The sequence below is a fragment of the Pseudomonas sp. GW822-FHT04H02 genome, assembly GCF_058800645.1.
The window spans coordinates 916,497-933,190 of the sequence record NZ_JBXAMM010000003.1 but is presented as its reverse complement, the minus strand read 5'-3'; the positions used below and the strand labels follow the sequence as shown (position 1 = coordinate 933,190).

Below are 16,694 nucleotides of genomic sequence, written 5' to 3'. Positions count from 1 at the left end.
AAAAACGCCCAGTCTCCTCGCGGAGCTGGGCGTTTTTTATTGTCTAGAATTTGCTCTGTGACAACTTGCCACATCCGCGGAGGCCCTATACTGCAAGGCTTCGGGCCGGCTCGGCTTGGTAATTACCTTGTCAGAATAGGGGCTTTTCATTACCATTCGGCAAAATTTTTATAAGTTCAGATTTTTACTTAGTAGATGCCTGATTTAACAGGCCACAAAGCTGATGGGAGAGGACTGAATGAGCAATGACGGCGTGAATGCAGGCCGGCGTCGCTTCCTAGTAGCAGCCACATCCGTGGTGGGTGCTGCTGGAGCGGTGGGGGCTGCGGTCCCGTTCGTGGGGTCATGGTTTCCCAGTGCCAAGGCGAAAGCCGCAGGTGCACCGGTGAAGGTGAATATCAGCAAGATCGACCCAGGTCAGCAGATGATTGCTGAATGGCGTGGTCAGCCGGTATTCATCGTCCGCCGTACCGAGGAAATCCTGGGGAATCTTAAAAAGATCGAGGGCCAGTTGTCTGACCCTGACTCCAAGAACTCAGTACAACCAACCTACGTCGACCCGGAAGTGCGTTCGATCAAGCCAGAGATTCTGCTGCTGATCGGTATCTGCACCCACCTGGGCTGTTCTCCGACCTTCCGTCCTGAAGTGGCGCCCGCGGATCTGGGCAAGGACTGGGTAGGTGGCTATTTCTGCCCTTGCCACGGTTCCCACTACGATCTGGCTGGTCGCGTCTACAAGTCGCAACCTGCGCCTTTGAACCTGCCAGTACCCCCGCATTCCTATGAGTCGGATGACATCATCGTCATTGGCGTCGACACGGAGAAAGCGTGATGAGCAAGTTCATGGATTGGGTTGATGCGCGCTTCCCCGCGACCAAGATGTGGGAAGACCATCTCAGCAAGTATTACGCTCCGAAGAACTTCAACTTCTTCTATTTCTTTGGCTCCCTGGCGCTGCTGGTTCTGGTCAACCAGATCGTAACCGGTGTCTGGCTGACCATGAGCTACACCCCTTCGGCGGAAGAGGCCTTCGCTTCCGTTGAATACATCATGCGCGACGTCGAGTACGGCGCGATCCTGCGTCTGCTCCACTCCACCGGCGCTTCGGCGTTCTTCATCGTGGTCTATCTGCACATGTTCCGTGGCCTGCTCTACGGTTCCTACCAGAAGCCCCGTGAGCTGGTGTGGCTGTTCGGCATGCTGATCTACCTGGCACTGATGGCCGAGGCCTTCATGGGCTACCTGCTGCCGTGGGGCCAGATGTCCTACTGGGGCGCCCAGGTGATCATCTCGCTGTTCGGTGCGATCCCGGTCATCGGCGACGACCTGACTCAGTGGATCCGCGGTGACTACCTGATTTCCGGTATCACCCTGAACCGCTTCTTCGCCTTGCACGTTGTTGCCCTGCCGATCGTGATCCTCGGTCTGGTGGTGCTGCACATCCTGGCACTGCACGAAGTGGGTTCGAACAACCCGGATGGCGTAGACATCAAGAAGAACAAGGATGAGAACGGCATCCCGCTGGATGGTATTCCTTTCCACCCTTACTACACCGTGAAGGATATCGTCGGCGTAGTGGTGTTCCTCTTCATCTTCTGCTCGATCGTGTTCTTCTTCCCGGAAATGGGTGGCTACTTCCTCGAGAAGCCGAACTTCGAACAGGCCAACCCGTTCAAGACGCCTGAGCACATTGCTCCGGTTTGGTACTTCACCCCGTTCTACGCGATCCTGCGTGCGGTGCCGGACAAGCTCATGGGCGTCATTGCCATGGGGGCTGCCATTGCCGTGCTGTTCGTGCTGCCTTGGCTCGACCGTAGCCCGGTCAAGTCCATGCGCTACAAAGGCTGGCTGAGCAAGATCTGGCTGCTGGTGTTCTGCATCTCGTTCGTGATCCTGGGTGTGCTGGGTGTATTGGCACCGACTCCGGGCCGTACGCTGCTGTCGCAGGTATGTACCTTCCTGTACTTCGCCTACTTCATTCTGATGCCGTTCTACACCAGGCTCGAGAAGACCAAACCGGTTCCGGAAAGGGTGACTGGCTGATGAAAAAGCTATTTGCTGTACTGATTCTTGCTGCTATGCCTGTATTGTCTTTCGCGGCCGAGCACGGCGGCCCTGAGTTGGAGAAGGTCGATATCGACCTGGCCGATAAAGCTGCCCTGCAAGACGGCGCGCGTACCTTTGCCAACTACTGCATGGGCTGTCACAGCGCCAAGTTCCAGCGTTATGAGCGGGTTGCCGACGATCTGGGTATCCCTCACGATCTGATGTTGAGCAAGCTGGTCTTCACCGGCGCCAAGATCGGTGACCACATGAACATCGGCATGCAGCCGGCAGATGCCAAGACCTGGTTTGGCGCTGCGCCACCGGATCTGACCCTGGTGGCCCGTGTGCGGGGTACCGACTGGCTCTATGGCTACCTCAAGTCCTTCTATGAGGACCCGGCGCGCCCTTGGGGTGTGAATAACAAGGTTTTCCCGAACGTGGGCATGCCTAACGTTCTGGTTGGCCTGCAGGGTCGCCAGGTGATCGGTTGCAAGCAGGTGCAGATCGTCGAAGACGGCAAGAAGCAATACGATCCGCTGACCGGCACGCCGCTGACTCATGAAGCCTGTGACCAGCTGACCATCAAGGAGAACACCGGGACTCTCAACGAGGCTCAGTTCGACGAGAAGGTCAAGAACCTGGTGACCTTCCTGGCTTACTCGGCCAACCCGGTCAAGCTGCAGCACCAGCGCATCGGTACCTACGTACTGCTGTACCTGGCCTTCTTCTTCGTGTTCGCCTATCTGCTCAAGCGCGAATACTGGAAGGATGTGCATTGATAGCGTTTTAAGCATCAGTTGTTGAACGTGCGCGCCCAAGGGCGTCTCTGAAACTGTAACAACCCTGTATCATTCGGGGGTTACCAGAGGCGCCCTGAGGGCGCGCTCGTTTTTTCTGCTTCCGATAATTTCAACAAGCGAGGAGGATCGCCATGGGCGTGACCAATCGGTTGGCCTGTTACTCCGACCCCGCCGACCACTATTCCCACCGGGTGCGCATTGTGCTCGCAGAGAAGGGTGTCAGCGCCGAGATCATCAGTGTGGAGGCGGGGCGTCAGCCGCCGAAGCTGATCGAAGTGAACCCTTATGGGAGCTTGCCAACGCTGGTCGATCGCGACCTGGCGTTGTGGGAGTCGACAGTGGTGATGGAGTACCTGGATGAGCGTTATCCGCATCCGCCACTGCTGCCGGTTTATCCTGTGGCGCGAGCCAACAGCCGTCTGCTGATACACCGGATCCAGCGTGACTGGTGCGGGCAAGTGGATCTGATTCTTGATCCGCGGACCAAGGAGGCTGCTCGAGTGCAGGCGCGCAAGGAATTGCGTGAAAGCCTGACGGGTGTTTCTCCTTTGTTTGCCGACAAGCCATTTTTCCTCAGTGAGGAACAAAGTCTGGTGGACTGCTGCCTACTGCCCATACTCTGGAGATTGCCGGTCCTGGGTATCGAACTGCCGCGGCAGGCCAAGCCGTTGCTTGATTATATGGAACGCCAATTTGCGCGTGAGGCTTTCCAGGCGAGTCTGTCTGGTGTCGAACGCGATATGCGCTGAGGCTTAAGGAGCCGCTATGAACTCCAGTCGACCTTATCTGGTCCGCGCGCTCTATGAGTGGATTGTGGACAACGATTGCACCCCGCACATGCTGGTCAATTCCGACTATCCGGCAGTGCAGGTGCCCCAGGGCTTTGCCAGTGATGGGCAGATCGTCCTGAACATTTCTCCCAGTGCCGTGCGTCATCTGCATATGGATAACGACGTAGTGACCTTCGAAGGGCGCTTCGGTGGTGTGCCGCACAGCCTGCATGTGCCGGTTGCGGCGATCCTGGGGATCTATGCCCGTGAGAATGGCCAGGGCATGGTCTTCGATCTGGAGTCGCCTCTGGATGAAGAGGATGATCTCGAGCCGGATGACGACCTGCCGCCACCGGACAGTGAGCCGCCGCGCCCCAGTGGCCGACCCAGCTTGAAAGTGGTCAAGTAATAAAAAAGGCGATCCATCCGGATCGCCTTTTTTGTATCTCGCGGTTGTGTGTCAGTCGATGTATTCGAACAGTTTGACGATCTTCTGCACACCGGACACGCCTTGAACCAGGTTGGTGGCCTGGGTGGCCTCCTGTTGGGTCAGCAAGCCCAGCAGGTAGACGATGCCGTTCTCGGTTACCACCTTGATTCGCGAGGCGGGCACGCTGGCGTCGGTGAGCATCTGGGTCTTGATCTTGGTGGTCAGCCAGCCATCGTTCTGGCGGGCCAGGAAGCCGGAAGGTGGCAGTACCTGCAGTTCGTTGTGCACCTTCTTGACGCGCTGCACTTCGCTGGCGGCCTGTTCGGCCATGGCCTTGAGGTCCGGGCGGGGTGTTTGTCCGGCCAGCAGGACGATGCCGTTGAAGCTGGTGACAACGATGTGCGAGTTGTTTTCCAGGTCTGGGCTGGCTTTGGCGACGTTGACGGCGACTTTGGTCTCGATCAGCGAGTCGTCGATCTTGCTGCCAAAGGTGCGGGTGCCGCGGTCATCATCGATGGGTTTGTCGCGGGTGGCGGTAATCACCGAGCTGCAACCAGTGATGCTCAGGCACAAGGTCAAGGCCAGGAGGCCAAGGCGATTAGGGGTCATTCTTCACTCCCGAACAATTGGCTGTCGATCAGATCGCAGAGGCAATGGATCGCCAGCAGGTGGACTTCTTGAATGCGTGCAGTGACGGTGGCCGGTACGCGGATCTCGACATCTTCAGGCAGCAGCAGGGAAGCCATGCCGCCGCCGTCACGACCGGTCAATGCTACGACAATCATTTCGCGATCATGTGCGGCCTGGATCGCTTGAATAATGTTTGCGGAGTTGCCGCTGGTGGAAATCGCCAGCAATACGTCACCGGGCTGGCCCAGGGCGCGGATCTGCTTGGAGAAGACTTCGTTGTAGCTGTAGTCGTTGGCGATCGAGGTAATGGTAGAGCTGTCGGTAGTCAGGGCAATGGCCGGCAGGCTCGGGCGTTCGCGCTCGAAGCGGTTGAGCAGTTCGGAGGAGAAATGCTGGGCATCGCCGGCGGAGCCGCCGTTGCCGCAAGAGAGCATCTTGCCCTCGTTGAGCAGGGCGTTGACCATGACCTGGCTGGCTTGCTCGATGTGCGGTGCAAGTACGTCCATCGCCTGTTGCTTGGTGTCGATGCTGGCCTGAAAAAGCTGGCGAATTCGGGATTGCATGTCCATCTGTGTGACCTTAAGTGGCGCGGCTTGGTGGCACGTAAATGTGCAGCCCGCAAAGCAAAGAGCAAAAAAGTTGAGTGAAAATGGGTGCGGCCTGAGGGCTTCTTTCAGCTGTCGAAGGCATTGCGTAGCCAGTTCAAGCGGGCTTCTGCACCCGAGGCGCCGTCAATGGCGACCACGTCGAAACGGCAAGGATGGCTGGACCAGCGTGATTCGCTTTGCAGGAAAAGCTGCGCGGCAAGGATCAGTTTTTGACGCTTGCGCCCATCGATACTGCCCAGTGCGCCACCCCATTGCGTGTGTTTTCTGTAGCGGACTTCGACGAATACTACTGTATCGCCGTCAAGCATGACCAGATCAAGCTCGCCGCGTTTACACAACCAGTTCTGCGCCAGCAGGCGCAGTCCGTGCTGTTGGAGATGCCGAAGCGCTTGGCTTTCGGCATCTCGTCCGCTGTGCTGGTTTGATCCTTGGAGCATTAGCGCGGCGTGTCGGGCAGGCGGGTCACCTGGCCCCCGACGAACTTGGCCCATGGCAGCTGACGCTCGATGCGTTGCCCGGCAGCCATGCCCAGGCTGCCGGATTCACCTTCTATCCGGCTGTCTGGCAGGGCCTTGAGTTGGCCCAGGCGTGGCGCCAATCGATAGGCGTCGACGCCCATGGCATACAGGCGCCCTAGGCTGCCGCCGGCTTGCGGCCATTGTGCGGTGACCTGGCGGCGCAGCGGGCCGTTGGCATCCAGCAGCCATGGGGTTTCGCAGAACATCACACCGTTCATGTCGTTGTACTGGTTCTGGTCGCCGCTGGCGCTGAACACATTGGAGGTGGCGTAGACCGGTACATCACCAGCGTATTGGAAGTTCAAGGTCGGCTTGATTTGCTGCGCCTGTTGCGGAGTGGAGGCGAGGAAAATGAACTCGATATCCTGGCGACGTGATGGCTGTGCGGCTACCTGGGTGCCTACGGTGCTCTGCAGGCTCTTGGCGCGGCCTTCGCTCTGGCGCAACTGGAACAGGTCGGCAATCTGCTGTGCCAGGGCGACGGGCTGATCGACGCGTTCGATACCGATTACGCTACCACCGTTGGCTTCCCAATCCTGACGGAATGCCTTGAGCACGCGATCGCCCCACTCGCCTTTCGGAACCAGAGCGGCGGCGCGGTGCAGGCCATCGGCGCGGGCGCGACGGGAAACCTCGCGGGCTTCGTCTTCGGCTGCCAGGCCGAACTGGAACAACTGCGCCGGGCCTTGTTCGCCTTCGCTGTAGTTCAGGGCCAGGGTGGTGATCGGCAGTTGCGGGCGAGCGGCAAGTTGCTTGACCAGGGGCTTTTCCAGTGGGCCGACGACCAGTTGCACGCCAGCGGCCTGAGCCTTGCGGTAGAAGTCATCCAGCGAGCTTAGGCGCGAGCTGTCATAGAACTCGATGCTGGGTGGATTCTGTCCGGCTTGCTGAGCCTGGTAGTGAGCAGCCATGAAACCTTCGCGCAGTGCTTTGGAAACCGATGCGAGGGGGCCGTCCTGTGGCAGCAGCAAGGCAATTTTCGATACCGGCTGGCTGGCCAGTTCCTTGAGCTTGATCAGGGGTTGGGGCAGTTGAATGGCAGCCGGGTGCTTTGGATTCTGGGCGCGCCAGGTATCGATGGCTGCCTGCTGCTGTTCCAGGGTGCCGGCGCTCTTGACTGCCAGGGCCAGGCTCATCCAGCCGGCCAGGTCGTCATTGCCGGCAGGCTGCAACTGATCGGTCGGCAGGGCGGCAATCAGTGCCCAGATGGCTTCGTGGTTTTTGGCTGCTGCATCATCCTTGAGCAAGGGCGCGATAACGATGCGCTCTTTGGCGGCGGCCAATGTCTGGCCGTCGGCTTCCAGTGCGCGAGCATGAACGCTGCCGGTGCGAATCTGTTGAGCTGCCGGCAGTTCGCTCAGGTGTTGCAGGCTTGGATGGCTCAGTGCGGTGAGGGCAGCCTTTGGCTGGTTGCGCACCAGGGCCAGCTCTGCGGACAGGGTGCTGGCGAAGATTTGCTGGGCAGGCTTGAGTTGATCCAGCGGCACTTGCTGCAGGATTTGTCCGGCGCGTCCGGCATTGCCTTGACGATACGCCAGGTCGGCGGCGCTCAGGCGCAGCAGGGCTGCTTTTTCCGGAGTTTTGCTGGTGGCGGCCTGTTCGAGCAGTTGCTCGATACTGGCATCCGGTGTCCGTGGAAGTTCGCCAAGGCTGGAAGAGGGCGAGCTGGCGCAAGCCACCAGAAGGGTAGCCAGGCAGAGGGCAAGAAACAGCCGCAGGCAAGCGATCATGTAAGTGTTCCTGATACTCGATCAAATGAGCGTGGAATTGTACCCAAGCGCTGGCTGGGGTGCGATGTTACTGGCGATAAACCGTCGATTTAGCTCAAGCAAATGTTGCTTGGCTGCCTGAAAGGTCGCAGCGCAGCGCCATACCGTCTGATCGCAAGGCGTATTGAGAATGCTTCAACGCGCTACAATGGCGCTTTTGCCGATCAAGAGGTGTGCGCTTTGACTGCTCCAGGTCCTTTGAATTCCGCTGCTGGCTCGCTTTATGTGGTGGCGACGCCCATCGGCAACCTGGACGATATCAGCGCCCGGGCCTTGAAGCTGTTGCGCGAGGTGTCGTTGATCGCTGCTGAAGATACCCGGCATTCCCAGCGCCTGATGCAGCACTTTGGTATTTCCACGCCCCTGGCTGCCTGCCATGAGCACAACGAGCGTGATGAGGGCAGTCGCTTCATTACTCGTCTGCTGGCTGGGGATAATGTCGCCTTGATCTCCGATGCGGGCACGCCGCTGATTTCCGATCCCGGCTACCACCTGGTGCGCCAGGCGCGGGCGGCGGGTATCAACGTGGTTCCAGTACCGGGGGCCTGTGCTCTGATCGCGGCGTTGTCGGCGGCGGGCTTGCCTTCAGACCGGTTCATCTTCGAAGGCTTTCTGCCGGCCAAGGCGGTCGGGCGCAGGGCGCGCCTGGAAGCGGTCAGGGAAGAGCCGCGTACGCTGATTTTCTATGAGGCGCCGCATCGCATACTTGAATGCCTGCAGGATATGGAGTCGGTATTCGGTGGTGAGCGGCCGGCATTGCTGGCGCGTGAATTGACCAAGACCTTCGAGACCCTGAAGGGGCTGCCACTTTCCGAGCTGCGCCAGTTCGTCGAGTCCGACAGCAATCAGCAGCGTGGGGAGTGCGTGGTGCTGGTCGCGGGGTGGACAGCACCGGAAAGTGATGAGGCGATCAGTAGTGAGTCGATGCGTATCCTCGACCTGTTGCTCAAGGAAATGCCGCTGAAGCGGGCTGCTGCTTTGGCTGCGGAAATCACTGGCGAGCGCAAGAATGTGTTGTATCAGGTGGCCCTGGATAAACAGAAAGAACAATAAATTGCGTAGCAGGGTGGCCAAAGGCTTTTAGCGCTTGTTCTTCGTTCGCTCTGCCGTTAACCTGCGCGGCGGAGAGTCGATTGGACAGTCGCTGCCCTCTATGAAAATTAGAGGGGGGAGGAAAGTCCGGGCTCCATAGGGCGGAGTGCCAGGTAATGCCTGGGGGGCGTGAGCCTACGGAAAGTGCCACAGAAAATAACCGCCTAAGCACTTCGGTGCCGGTAAGGGTGAAAAGGTGCGGTAAGAGCGCACCGCACGTCTGGTAACAGTTCGTGGCTAGGTAAACCCCACTCGGAGCAAGACCAAATAGGGTTCCAAGGCGTGGCCCGCGCTGGAACCGGGTAGGTTGCTAAAGATGTCCAGTGATGGCCATCGTAGAGGAATGACTGTCCTCGACAGAACCCGGCTTACAGATCGACTCTCCACCTTTTCCCTCCCTGCTTGAATCAATAGCAGAAGCGTTTTTGTAATACCGAAAAAATCTTACTCTTAATAAATTACTTTAACTTCGCGCTGCAGCTTATTGAGCTGTCGGAAGTTGATGCTCTGAAACACCCTTCGAATTCCCGTTACCTCTCCTTTAAGTCTCCTAAATCTCCGTTCTATAAGGCTTTTCCGTCGCCGCGCGCCTTGACGGTGGTGTGGGCGCATTCCTATAGTGTGCGCAAGTGGCGGAAAGTGGCATGAAGTGGGTTTTTTGAGCGCAAAACGCTAAAATTTGGAGAAACGCTGACGTGTTTCGCGGAGCTAACGCTATCAGTCTCGATGCAAAAGGCCGTCTCGCCATGCCGAGCCGGTATCGTGACGAGCTCGTTTCGCGAAGTTCCGGGCAGTTAATCGTCACCATCGATGCCGTTGATCCCTGTTTGTGTGTTTACCCCCTCGATGAGTGGGAGCTGATTGAAACCAAACTGCGCGCACTGCCTTCTCTTCGTGAAGAGAACCGTCGTTTGCAGCGTTTGCTGATTGGTAACGCCGTCGACCTTGAACTCGATGGCAGTGGTCGTTTTCTGGTGCCTCCGCGCCTGCGTGAATATGCCAAGTTGGATAAGCGCGCAATGCTGGTGGGCCAACTGAACAAGTTCCAATTGTGGGACGAGGATGCCTGGAATGCTGTTTCCGCAGCGGACCTGGCAGCTATTCAACAACCGGGCGCCATGCCTGATGAACTGCGTGATTTGATCCTGTGACTATTGATAGCGGCTTTAACCACATCACCGTACTGCTTGACGAAGCCGTCGAGGCTCTCGCCGTACGTCCTGATGGCTGCTATCTGGATGGCACCTTCGGGCGTGGCGGGCATAGCCGGCTGATTCTCAGCAAGCTCGGGCCCCAGGGGCGCCTCCTCGGATTCGACAAGGATCCCCAGGCGATTGCCACCGGGCAAGCGCTAGCGGCCGAAGACGGCCGCTTTGTCGTTGTACAGCGCAGTTTCGCCGAGCTCGGTTCGGAAGTTGCCGAACGCGGCCTGGCGGGCAAGGTCAGCGGTGTCCTGCTGGATCTGGGGGTGTCTTCGCCGCAGCTGGACGACCCTGAACGCGGCTTCAGTTTTCTCAATGACGGCCCGCTGGATATGCGCATGGACCCGACTCGCGGCATCAGTGCTGCGCAGTTCATCGCCACCGCTCCGGTAGAGGAAATTGCCCGGGTATTCAAGGAGTACGGCGAGGAGCGTTTCTCCGGTCGCATGGCGCGAGCCGTGGTCGAGCGCCGCGAGATCCAGCCGTTCGAGCGTACCGCCGATCTGGCTGAAGTGTTGAAAGTCGCCAACCCGGCTTGGGAGAAGGGCAAGAACCCGGCTACCCGTGCTTTCCAGGGGCTGCGCATTCACGTCAACAATGAACTGGGTGATCTCGAGGCTGGCCTTGAAGCTGCACTGGAGTCCCTGGAAGTGGGTGGTCGCCTGGTGGTGATCAGCTTCCACTCCCTGGAAGACCGCATCGTCAAATTGTTCATGCGTCGTCTGGTCAAGGGCGAATCGGACAATCTGCCGCGCAATCTGCCGGTACGTTTCGAAGCCTTTGTGCCGAAAATCAAGATCCACGGCAAAGCGCAGTTCGCCTCCGAGGCAGAGCTCAAGGCCAACCCGCGTGCCCGCAGTGCCGTCATGCGCGTCGCGGAGAAGCTTCGGTGAGCAAGCTTTTCGCCAAGCCACTTCCGGGCGGAAGCTTTTTCATGTTCCTGCTATTCGTCGGCGTTCTGGTTTCCGCGATTGCGGTGTCCTACAGCGCCCACTGGAACCGTCAGTTGCTCAATACGCTGTACGGCGAGTTGAGCGTGCGTGACAAAGCCCAGGCCGAATGGGGCCGTCTTATTCTTGAGCAAAGCACCTGGACTGCTCACAGCCGCATTGAAGTGCTGGCCACCGAACAGTTGAAAATGCACATTCCCGGCGCGGCCGAAGTCCGCATGGTGGCGCCATGAAGCTCGAAGGCGCGCTCTATCCATGGCGTTTCCGTGTAGTGCTGGGTTTGCTGGCGGTCATGGTGTCGGCGATTGCCTGGCGCATCATCGACCTGCAAGTGGTCGACCGTGACTTCCTCAAGGGGCAGGGCGATGCACGCAGTGTCCGGCACATTCCGATTCCCGCGCACCGCGGTCTGATCACCGATCGCAATGGCGAGCCGCTGGCCGTCAGTACGCCCGTGACCACCCTCTGGGCCAATGCCAAGGAAATGCAGCTGGCCAAGGATCGCTGGCCGGCGCTGGCCATGGCACTTGGCCAAGACCCGAAAGCCCTGGCCGAGCGGCTTGAAGCCCAGGCCAATAAAGAGTTCATCTATCTGGTCCGAGGCCTGACGCCTGAACAGGGCCAGTCCGTATTGGATCTGAAGGTCCCCGGTGTCTATGGCATCGAGGAGTTCCGACGCTTCTATCCAGCCGGCGAAGTAACCGCGCACATGGTGGGTTTCACCGATATCGACGACCGCGGTCGCGAAGGGGTGGAACTGGCCTACGACGAATGGCTCGCAGGGGTTCCGGGCAAGCGCCAGGTGATCAAGGACCGGCGCGGCAGGCTGATCAAGGACGTCCAGGTCACCAAGAACGCCAAGGCCGGCAAGCCCTTGGCGTTGTCGATTGACCTGCGCCTGCAATACCTGGCCAACCGCGAGCTGCGCAACGCCATCGTCGAGAACGGTGCCAAGGCTGGCAGCCTGGTGATCATGGACGTGAAGACCGGCGAGATCCTGGCCATGGTCAACCAGCCGACCTACAACCCGAACAACCGGCGCAACCTGCAGCCGGCGATGATGCGCAACCGCGCGATGATCGACGTGTTCGAGCCTGGCTCGACCATGAAAGCGATCTCCATGAGTGCCGCACTGGAAACCGGACGCTGGAAGCCCAGCGATACCGTCGAGGTCTACCCGGGCACCCTGCAGTTGGGCAAATACACCATCCGTGACGTTTCCAAGACCGAAGGTCCGGTACTCGACCTGACCGGCATCCTGATCAACTCCAGTAACGTCGGCATGAGTAAGGTGGCCTTCGATATCGGCGGCGAAACCATTTTCCGCCTGGCACAGAAAATCGGTCTGGGCCAGGACACGGGGCTCGGCTTCCCTGGTGAACGGGTCGGCAACCTGCCGAACTACCGCGAATGGCGCAAGGCGGAAACCGCGACCCTGTCCTATGGCTACGGCCTGTCGGTGACCGCGATCCAGCTGGTGCACGCCTTTTCCGCATTGGCCAACAACGGCCGTATTGCGCCGCTGACACTGATCAAGTCCGACAAGACTCCGCAGACCACCCAGGTGATTCCGGAAAATGTCGCCAAGACCATGCAGGGCATGCTGCAGCAAGTGATCGAGGCCCCGCGCGGAGTATTCCGTGCCCAGGTTCCGGCCTATCACGTGGCTGGCAAGAGTGGTACTGCGCGCAAGACTTCGGTGGGTACCAAGGGCTACGCCGAGAACTCCTACCGCTCGCTGTTCGCCGGCTTCGGTCCGATGAGTGATCCACGCTACGCCATCGTGGTGGTGATCGACGAACCGAGCAAAGCCGGTTACTTCGGTGGCCTGGTATCGGCGCCGGTGTTCAGCAAAGTGATGTCCGGCACCCTGCGCTTGATGAACATCACCCCGGACAACCTGCCGACCACGCAGCAGGCCAACGCCGCATCCGGCACCCCTGTACGAGCCAATGGAGGGCGCGGCTGATGTCTCTTAGCCTGAACAAGATTTTCGCCCACGCCGGTCGCGACCTGCTGATTCGTGAGTTGACCCTGGACAGCCGTAACGTGCGGGCCGGGGACCTGTTTCTTGCGGTGCCCGGCGCCAAGTTCGATGGGCGTGCGCACATTGCCGATGCCCTGCAGCGCGGCGCTGCCGCGGTGGCTTATGAAGTGGAAGGGGCAACTGTGTTGCCGCTGACCGATGTACCGCTGATTCCGGTCAAGGGCCTGGCGGCGCAGCTGTCGGACATAGCCGGGCGCTTCTATGGTGACCCGAGCCGCCAGTTGAACCTGGTGGGCGTGACCGGCACCAACGGCAAGACCAGCGTTACCCAACTGGTGGCTCAGGCCCTGGATCTGCTCGGCCAGCGTTGTGGCCTGGTGGGTACCCTGGGGACCGGGTTTCATGGCGCGCTGCAAAGCGGGATGCACACCACGCCGAACCCGATTGCCGTGCAGGCCACCCTGGCGGACCTGAAGAATGCAGGAGCCAAGGCGGTGGCCATGGAGGTCTCGTCCCATGGCCTGGATCAGGGGCGCGTGGCGGCACTGGCTTTCGATGTGGCGGTGCTGACCAACCTGTCCCGTGACCATCTGGATTACCACGGGACCATGGAAGCCTATGGCGCAGCCAAGGCCAAGCTCTTTGCCTGGAACGACCTGCGTTGCCGGGTGATCAACCTCGACGACGATTTTGGCCGGCAACTAGCGGCGGACAAACATGAGTCACGACTGATCACTTACAGCCTCGAAGACGCCGCTGCTTACCTGTACTGCCGCGAAGCGCGTTTTGACGATGATGGCGTGCGCGCGACCCTGGTGACCCCGCAGGGTGAGCACCACCTGCGCAGTTGCCTGCTCGGGCGCTTCAACCTGAGCAACGTGCTGGCTGCGGTAGGTGCGTTGATGGGTCTTGAATACGCGCTGGACGAAATTCTTGCGGTCCTGCCCAAGCTTGAAGGCCCCGCCGGACGCATGCAGCGCCTGGGTGGCGGTACTCAGCCGCTGGTGGTGGTGGATTACGCCCACACCCCGGATGCCCTGGAAAAAGTCTTGCTGGCCCTGCGTCCGCATGCCAAGGGCCGCCTGCTGTGCCTGTTCGGTTGTGGCGGCGACCGGGACCGTGGCAAGCGTCCGTTGATGGCTGAGGTGGTCGAGCGTCTGGCCGACGGCGTGCTGGTGACTGATGACAACCCGCGCAGCGAAGACCCGGCCCAAATCTTCGACGATATTCGTGCCGGTTTCAGCGCGGCAGAAAAGGTGGAATTCGTAGCCGGTCGCGGGTTGGCCATTGCTCGCCTGATCGCTTCCGCGTCGGCCGATGACGTGGTGGTGCTGGCCGGTAAAGGCCATGAGGATTACCAGGAAATCAACGGCCAGCGACATGATTTTTCTGATCTCGCCGAGGCGGACAAAGCCTTGACCGCGTGGGAGGTGGGCCATGCTTAAAGCCCTGCAACTCAGTGAAGTCTCGGCTCCATTGGACGCCCGCCTGATCGCGGGCGATGCTCGTTTTAGCGGCGTCAGTATCGATAGCCGGGCGATTCAGGCCGGCCAACTGTTTATTGCTCTGACCGGCCCACGCTTTGACGGCCACGATTACTTGAATGAAGTGGCGGCCAAGGGCGCCGTGGCGGCGTTGGTTGAACGTGAGGTTCCCGACAGCACGCTGCCGCAACTGCTGGTCAAGGACACTCGCCTGGCGCTGGGGCAGTTGGGTGCGCTCAATCGCGCCGCGTTCAGCCGCCCGGTCGCTGCGGTAACCGGCTCCAGCGGCAAGACCACGGTCAAGGAAATGCTCGCCAGCATCCTGCGCACCCGTGGTCCGGTACACGCCACTCGGGGCAACCTGAACAATGACCTGGGTGCGCCCCTGACCCTGTTGGAACTGGCCCCGGAACACACAGCCGCAGTGATAGAGCTGGGCGCTTCGCGCATCGGCGAGATTGCCTACACCGTGGCCATGACTCGCCCCCACGTAGCGATCATCAACAACGCCGGCACCGCTCATGTCGGTGAGTTTGGCGGGCCGGAGAAGATTGTCGAGGCCAAGGGGGAAATCCTGGAAGGCCTCGATAGCGCCGGGATCGCCGTGCTCAACCTGGACGACAAGGCGTTCCCTATCTGGAAGGCCCGTGCTGCCGGCCGTCAGGTGCTGAGCTTCGCCCTGACTGACAGCTCTGCCGATTTCTTTGCCTCCGATATCGGTCGCGATGCCCGTGGCTGCCCATCCTTCAAGTTGCACAGCCCCAAGGGTGTGGAGGCGGTGCAATTGAACCTGCTGGGCACCCATAACGTTGCCAATGCCCTGGCTGCGGCAGCCGCGGCCCACGCCATGGGCGTCTCGCTGTTCGGCATCGTCACCGGCCTGAATGCGGTGCAGCCGGTCAAGGGGCGTACCGTCGCCCAACTGGCCAAGAACGGCATGCGGGTCATTGATGACACTTACAACGCAAACCCCACCTCAATGTGCGCCGCCGTTGATATACTCGCCGGCTTTTCCGGCCGCACCGTCCTGGTGCTCGGAGATATCGGCGAGTTGGGCGAGTGGGCGGAGCAGGGGCACCGCGAAGTAGGTGCATATGCCGCTGGCAAGGTTTCGGCCCTCTACGCCGTAGGCCCGATGATGGCTCATGCCGTTGCCGCCTTCGGCGAGCACGCGCGCCACTTCGCCAGCCAGGCTGACCTGATTGCCGCCCTGGGCGTCGAGCAAGACCCAAATACCACCATTTTGATCAAAGGATCGCGCAGCGCGGTGATGGAAAACATCGTCGCGGCTTTGTGCGGCTCCAGTACGGAGAAACATTGATGCTGCTGCTGCTAGCGGAGTACCTGCAACAGTTCTACAAAGGCTTCGCGGTCTTTCAGTACCTGACCCTGCGCGGGATCCTCGGGGTACTGACTGCGCTGTCTTTGGCGCTGTGCCTGGGTCCGTGGATGATCCGTACTCTGCAGAACCGCCAGATCGGCCAGTCCGTGCGTAACGATGGTCCGCAATCTCACCTGTCCAAATCGGGCACACCGACCATGGGCGGCGCGCTGATTCTCTCGGCCATCGGTATCAGCACCCTGCTGTGGGCCGACCTGCGCAACCACTATGTGTGGGTCGTGCTGCTGGTGACCCTGGCCTTTGGCGCCATCGGCTGGGTCGACGACTATCGCAAGGTGATCGAGAAGAATTCCCGTGGCCTGCCCAGCCGCTGGAAGTATTTCTGGCAATCGGTGTTCGGCCTGGGCGCGGCGATCTTCCTTTATATGACTGCCCAGAGTCCGGTGGAAACCACTCTGCTGATTCCGATGCTCAAGGACGTGAGCATTCCCCTTGGCATCGGCTTCGTGGTCCTGACCTATTTCGTCATCGTCGGTTCGAGCAACGCGGTCAACCTGACCGATGGCCTCGATGGCCTGGCGATCATGCCGACGGTGATGGTGGGCGGTGCGCTGGGGATCTTCTGCTACCTGTCGGGTAACGTGAAGTTCGCCGAATACCTGCTGATTCCTTATGTACCGGGGGCGGGAGAGCTGATTGTCTTCTGTGGTGCGCTGATTGGCGCGGGCCTGGGCTTCTTGTGGTTCAACACTTACCCGGCGCAGGTGTTCATGGGTGATGTTGGCGCCCTGGCGCTGGGCGCGGCCCTGGGCACTATCGCGGTCATCGTCCGTCAGGAAATCGTTCTGTTCATCATGGGCGGCGTGTTCGTGATGGAAACCCTGTCCGTGGTGATCCAGGTTGCCTCCTTCAAGTTGACCGGCCGCCGTGTGTTTCGCATGGCGCCGATTCACCACCATTTTGAACTCAAGGGCTGGCCCGAGCCGCGCGTGATCGTCCGTTTCTGGATCATCACCGTGATTCTGGTGCTGATCGGCCTTGCCACCCTGAAGCTGAGGTAGAACGA

17 protein-coding genes and 1 other RNA gene are annotated in these 16,694 nt (G+C 59.9%); 14 read left to right on the top strand and 4 right to left on the bottom strand.

The window, feature by feature from the left end; genetic code table 11:
- The first annotated feature begins 238 nt into the window (after window positions 1–238).
- The 5 genes from petA to AC1RMG_RS16715 all read left to right on the top strand — a co-directional run bounded on the left by petA (window position 239) and on the right by AC1RMG_RS16715 (window position 4,025).
- Window positions 239–832 (top strand): ubiquinol-cytochrome c reductase iron-sulfur subunit, encoded by a 594-nt coding sequence (petA, locus tag AC1RMG_RS16735; protein WP_011063329.1) that lies wholly within the window; start codon window positions 239–241, stop codon window positions 830–832.
- A complete protein-coding gene (locus AC1RMG_RS16730; protein WP_011063328.1) occupies window positions 832–2,043 on the top strand; it encodes a cytochrome b in 1,212 nt (403 codons plus the stop codon). The genes petA and AC1RMG_RS16730 overlap by 1 nt, the downstream gene beginning before the upstream one ends.
- Window positions 2,043–2,825, top strand: a complete 783-nt coding sequence (locus tag AC1RMG_RS16725; RefSeq protein WP_011063327.1) for a cytochrome c1 — start codon at window positions 2,043–2,045, stop codon at window positions 2,823–2,825. Before AC1RMG_RS16730 ends, AC1RMG_RS16725 begins: the two co-directional genes overlap by 1 nt.
- 152 nt (window positions 2,826–2,977) lie before the next feature.
- A complete protein-coding gene (locus tag AC1RMG_RS16720; RefSeq protein ID WP_011063326.1) occupies window positions 2,978–3,595 on the top strand; it encodes a glutathione S-transferase N-terminal domain-containing protein in 618 nt (205 codons plus the stop codon).
- Window positions 3,596–3,611: 16 nt separating this feature from the next.
- Entirely contained in the window at window positions 3,612–4,025 is a 414-nt protein-coding gene (locus AC1RMG_RS16715) for a ClpXP protease specificity-enhancing factor (protein ID WP_011063325.1), read from the top strand.
- 51 nt (window positions 4,026–4,076) lie between these two features.
- Here the strand turns inward: AC1RMG_RS16715 and AC1RMG_RS16710 are convergent, their stop codons facing one another.
- The 4 genes from AC1RMG_RS16710 to AC1RMG_RS16695 all read right to left on the bottom strand — a co-directional run bounded on the left by AC1RMG_RS16710 (window position 4,077) and on the right by AC1RMG_RS16695 (window position 7,532).
- Window positions 4,077–4,655 carry a BON domain-containing protein gene (locus AC1RMG_RS16710; protein WP_011063324.1) on the bottom strand — a complete coding sequence of 193 codons (579 nt, stop codon included), beginning with the start codon at window positions 4,653–4,655 and terminating at the stop codon, window positions 4,077–4,079.
- Window positions 4,652–5,245, bottom strand: a complete 594-nt coding sequence (locus AC1RMG_RS16705) for a phosphoheptose isomerase (protein WP_015636934.1) — start codon at window positions 5,243–5,245, stop codon at window positions 4,652–4,654. The genes AC1RMG_RS16710 and AC1RMG_RS16705 overlap by 4 nt, the downstream gene beginning before the upstream one ends.
- Window positions 5,246–5,349: 104 nt before the next feature.
- On the bottom strand, window positions 5,350–5,721 hold the full coding sequence (locus tag AC1RMG_RS16700) for a YraN family protein (RefSeq protein ID WP_493169647.1): 372 nt from the start codon (window positions 5,719–5,721) through the stop codon (window positions 5,350–5,352).
- Window positions 5,721–7,532 carry a penicillin-binding protein activator gene (locus AC1RMG_RS16695; RefSeq protein WP_011063321.1) on the bottom strand — a complete coding sequence of 604 codons (1,812 nt, stop codon included), beginning with the start codon at window positions 7,530–7,532 and terminating at the stop codon, window positions 5,721–5,723. The genes AC1RMG_RS16700 and AC1RMG_RS16695 overlap by 1 nt, the downstream gene beginning before the upstream one ends.
- 219 nt (window positions 7,533–7,751) lie before the next feature.
- Between AC1RMG_RS16695 and rsmI the strand changes: the two genes are divergently transcribed.
- The 9 genes from rsmI (at window position 7,752) to mraY (ending at window position 16,689) form a co-directional block, all read left to right on the top strand.
- Complete coding sequence (gene rsmI / locus AC1RMG_RS16690) at window positions 7,752–8,624, top strand: 16S rRNA (cytidine(1402)-2'-O)-methyltransferase (protein WP_401402327.1); 873 nt, start codon at window positions 7,752–7,754, stop codon at window positions 8,622–8,624.
- Window positions 8,625–8,696: 72 nt separating this feature from the next.
- Window positions 8,697–9,050: RNase P RNA component class A (rnpB, locus tag AC1RMG_RS16685), an RNA gene on the top strand.
- A gap of 308 nt (window positions 9,051–9,358) precedes the next feature.
- Window positions 9,359–9,814 carry a division/cell wall cluster transcriptional repressor MraZ gene (gene mraZ, locus AC1RMG_RS16680; protein ID WP_011063319.1) on the top strand — a complete coding sequence of 152 codons (456 nt, stop codon included), beginning with the start codon at window positions 9,359–9,361 and terminating at the stop codon, window positions 9,812–9,814.
- On the top strand, window positions 9,811–10,758 hold the full coding sequence (gene rsmH / locus AC1RMG_RS16675; RefSeq protein ID WP_011063318.1) for a 16S rRNA (cytosine(1402)-N(4))-methyltransferase RsmH: 948 nt from the start codon (window positions 9,811–9,813) through the stop codon (window positions 10,756–10,758). The genes mraZ and rsmH overlap by 4 nt, the downstream gene beginning before the upstream one ends.
- Window positions 10,755–11,048: a cell division protein FtsL gene (ftsL, locus tag AC1RMG_RS16670; RefSeq protein WP_011063317.1), complete on the top strand. Its 294-nt coding sequence runs from the start codon at window positions 10,755–10,757 to the stop codon at window positions 11,046–11,048. The genes rsmH and ftsL overlap by 4 nt, the downstream gene beginning before the upstream one ends.
- Complete coding sequence (locus AC1RMG_RS16665) at window positions 11,045–12,784, top strand: peptidoglycan D,D-transpeptidase FtsI family protein (protein ID WP_011063316.1); 1,740 nt, start codon at window positions 11,045–11,047, stop codon at window positions 12,782–12,784. The genes ftsL and AC1RMG_RS16665 overlap by 4 nt, the downstream gene beginning before the upstream one ends.
- Window positions 12,784–14,247, top strand: a complete 1,464-nt coding sequence (locus AC1RMG_RS16660; RefSeq protein WP_410036528.1) for a UDP-N-acetylmuramoyl-L-alanyl-D-glutamate--2,6-diaminopimelate ligase — start codon at window positions 12,784–12,786, stop codon at window positions 14,245–14,247. The genes AC1RMG_RS16665 and AC1RMG_RS16660 overlap by 1 nt, the downstream gene beginning before the upstream one ends.
- Window positions 14,240–15,607: a UDP-N-acetylmuramoyl-tripeptide--D-alanyl-D-alanine ligase gene (locus tag AC1RMG_RS16655; protein ID WP_015636930.1), complete on the top strand. Its 1,368-nt coding sequence runs from the start codon at window positions 14,240–14,242 to the stop codon at window positions 15,605–15,607. The genes AC1RMG_RS16660 and AC1RMG_RS16655 overlap by 8 nt, the downstream gene beginning before the upstream one ends.
- Window positions 15,607–16,689 (top strand): phospho-N-acetylmuramoyl-pentapeptide-transferase, encoded by a 1,083-nt coding sequence (mraY, locus tag AC1RMG_RS16650; protein WP_011063313.1) that lies wholly within the window; start codon window positions 15,607–15,609, stop codon window positions 16,687–16,689. The genes AC1RMG_RS16655 and mraY overlap by 1 nt, the downstream gene beginning before the upstream one ends.
- The last annotated feature ends 5 nt before the right edge of the window (window positions 16,690–16,694 follow it).

What these genes read in the sequence shown, in the direction of transcription:
- AC1RMG_RS16660 (WP_410036528.1), top strand. Translation starts at nt 12,784, where the DNA reads ATGTCTCTTAGCCTGAACAAGATTTTCGCCCACGCCGGTCGCGACCTG.
- AC1RMG_RS16695 (WP_011063321.1), bottom strand. Translation starts at nt 7,532, where the DNA reads ATGATCGCTTGCCTGCGGCTGTTTCTTGCCCTCTGCCTGGCTACCCTT.
- AC1RMG_RS16665 (WP_011063316.1), top strand. Translation starts at nt 11,045, where the DNA reads ATGAAGCTCGAAGGCGCGCTCTATCCATGGCGTTTCCGTGTAGTGCTG.
- AC1RMG_RS16655 (WP_015636930.1), top strand. Translation starts at nt 14,240, where the DNA reads ATGCTTAAAGCCCTGCAACTCAGTGAAGTCTCGGCTCCATTGGACGCC.
- mraY (WP_011063313.1), top strand. Translation starts at nt 15,607, where the DNA reads ATGCTGCTGCTGCTAGCGGAGTACCTGCAACAGTTCTACAAAGGCTTC.
- AC1RMG_RS16720 (WP_011063326.1), top strand. Translation starts at nt 2,978, where the DNA reads ATGGGCGTGACCAATCGGTTGGCCTGTTACTCCGACCCCGCCGACCAC.
- AC1RMG_RS16730 (WP_011063328.1), top strand. Translation starts at nt 832, where the DNA reads ATGAGCAAGTTCATGGATTGGGTTGATGCGCGCTTCCCCGCGACCAAG.
- AC1RMG_RS16710 (WP_011063324.1), bottom strand. Translation starts at nt 4,655, where the DNA reads ATGACCCCTAATCGCCTTGGCCTCCTGGCCTTGACCTTGTGCCTGAGC.
- AC1RMG_RS16715 (WP_011063325.1), top strand. Translation starts at nt 3,612, where the DNA reads ATGAACTCCAGTCGACCTTATCTGGTCCGCGCGCTCTATGAGTGGATT.
- AC1RMG_RS16725 (WP_011063327.1), top strand. Translation starts at nt 2,043, where the DNA reads ATGAAAAAGCTATTTGCTGTACTGATTCTTGCTGCTATGCCTGTATTG.
- AC1RMG_RS16705 (WP_015636934.1), bottom strand. Translation starts at nt 5,245, where the DNA reads ATGGACATGCAATCCCGAATTCGCCAGCTTTTTCAGGCCAGCATCGAC.
- AC1RMG_RS16700 (WP_493169647.1), bottom strand. Translation starts at nt 5,721, where the DNA reads ATGCTCCAAGGATCAAACCAGCACAGCGGACGAGATGCCGAAAGCCAA.
- petA (WP_011063329.1), top strand. Translation starts at nt 239, where the DNA reads ATGAGCAATGACGGCGTGAATGCAGGCCGGCGTCGCTTCCTAGTAGCA.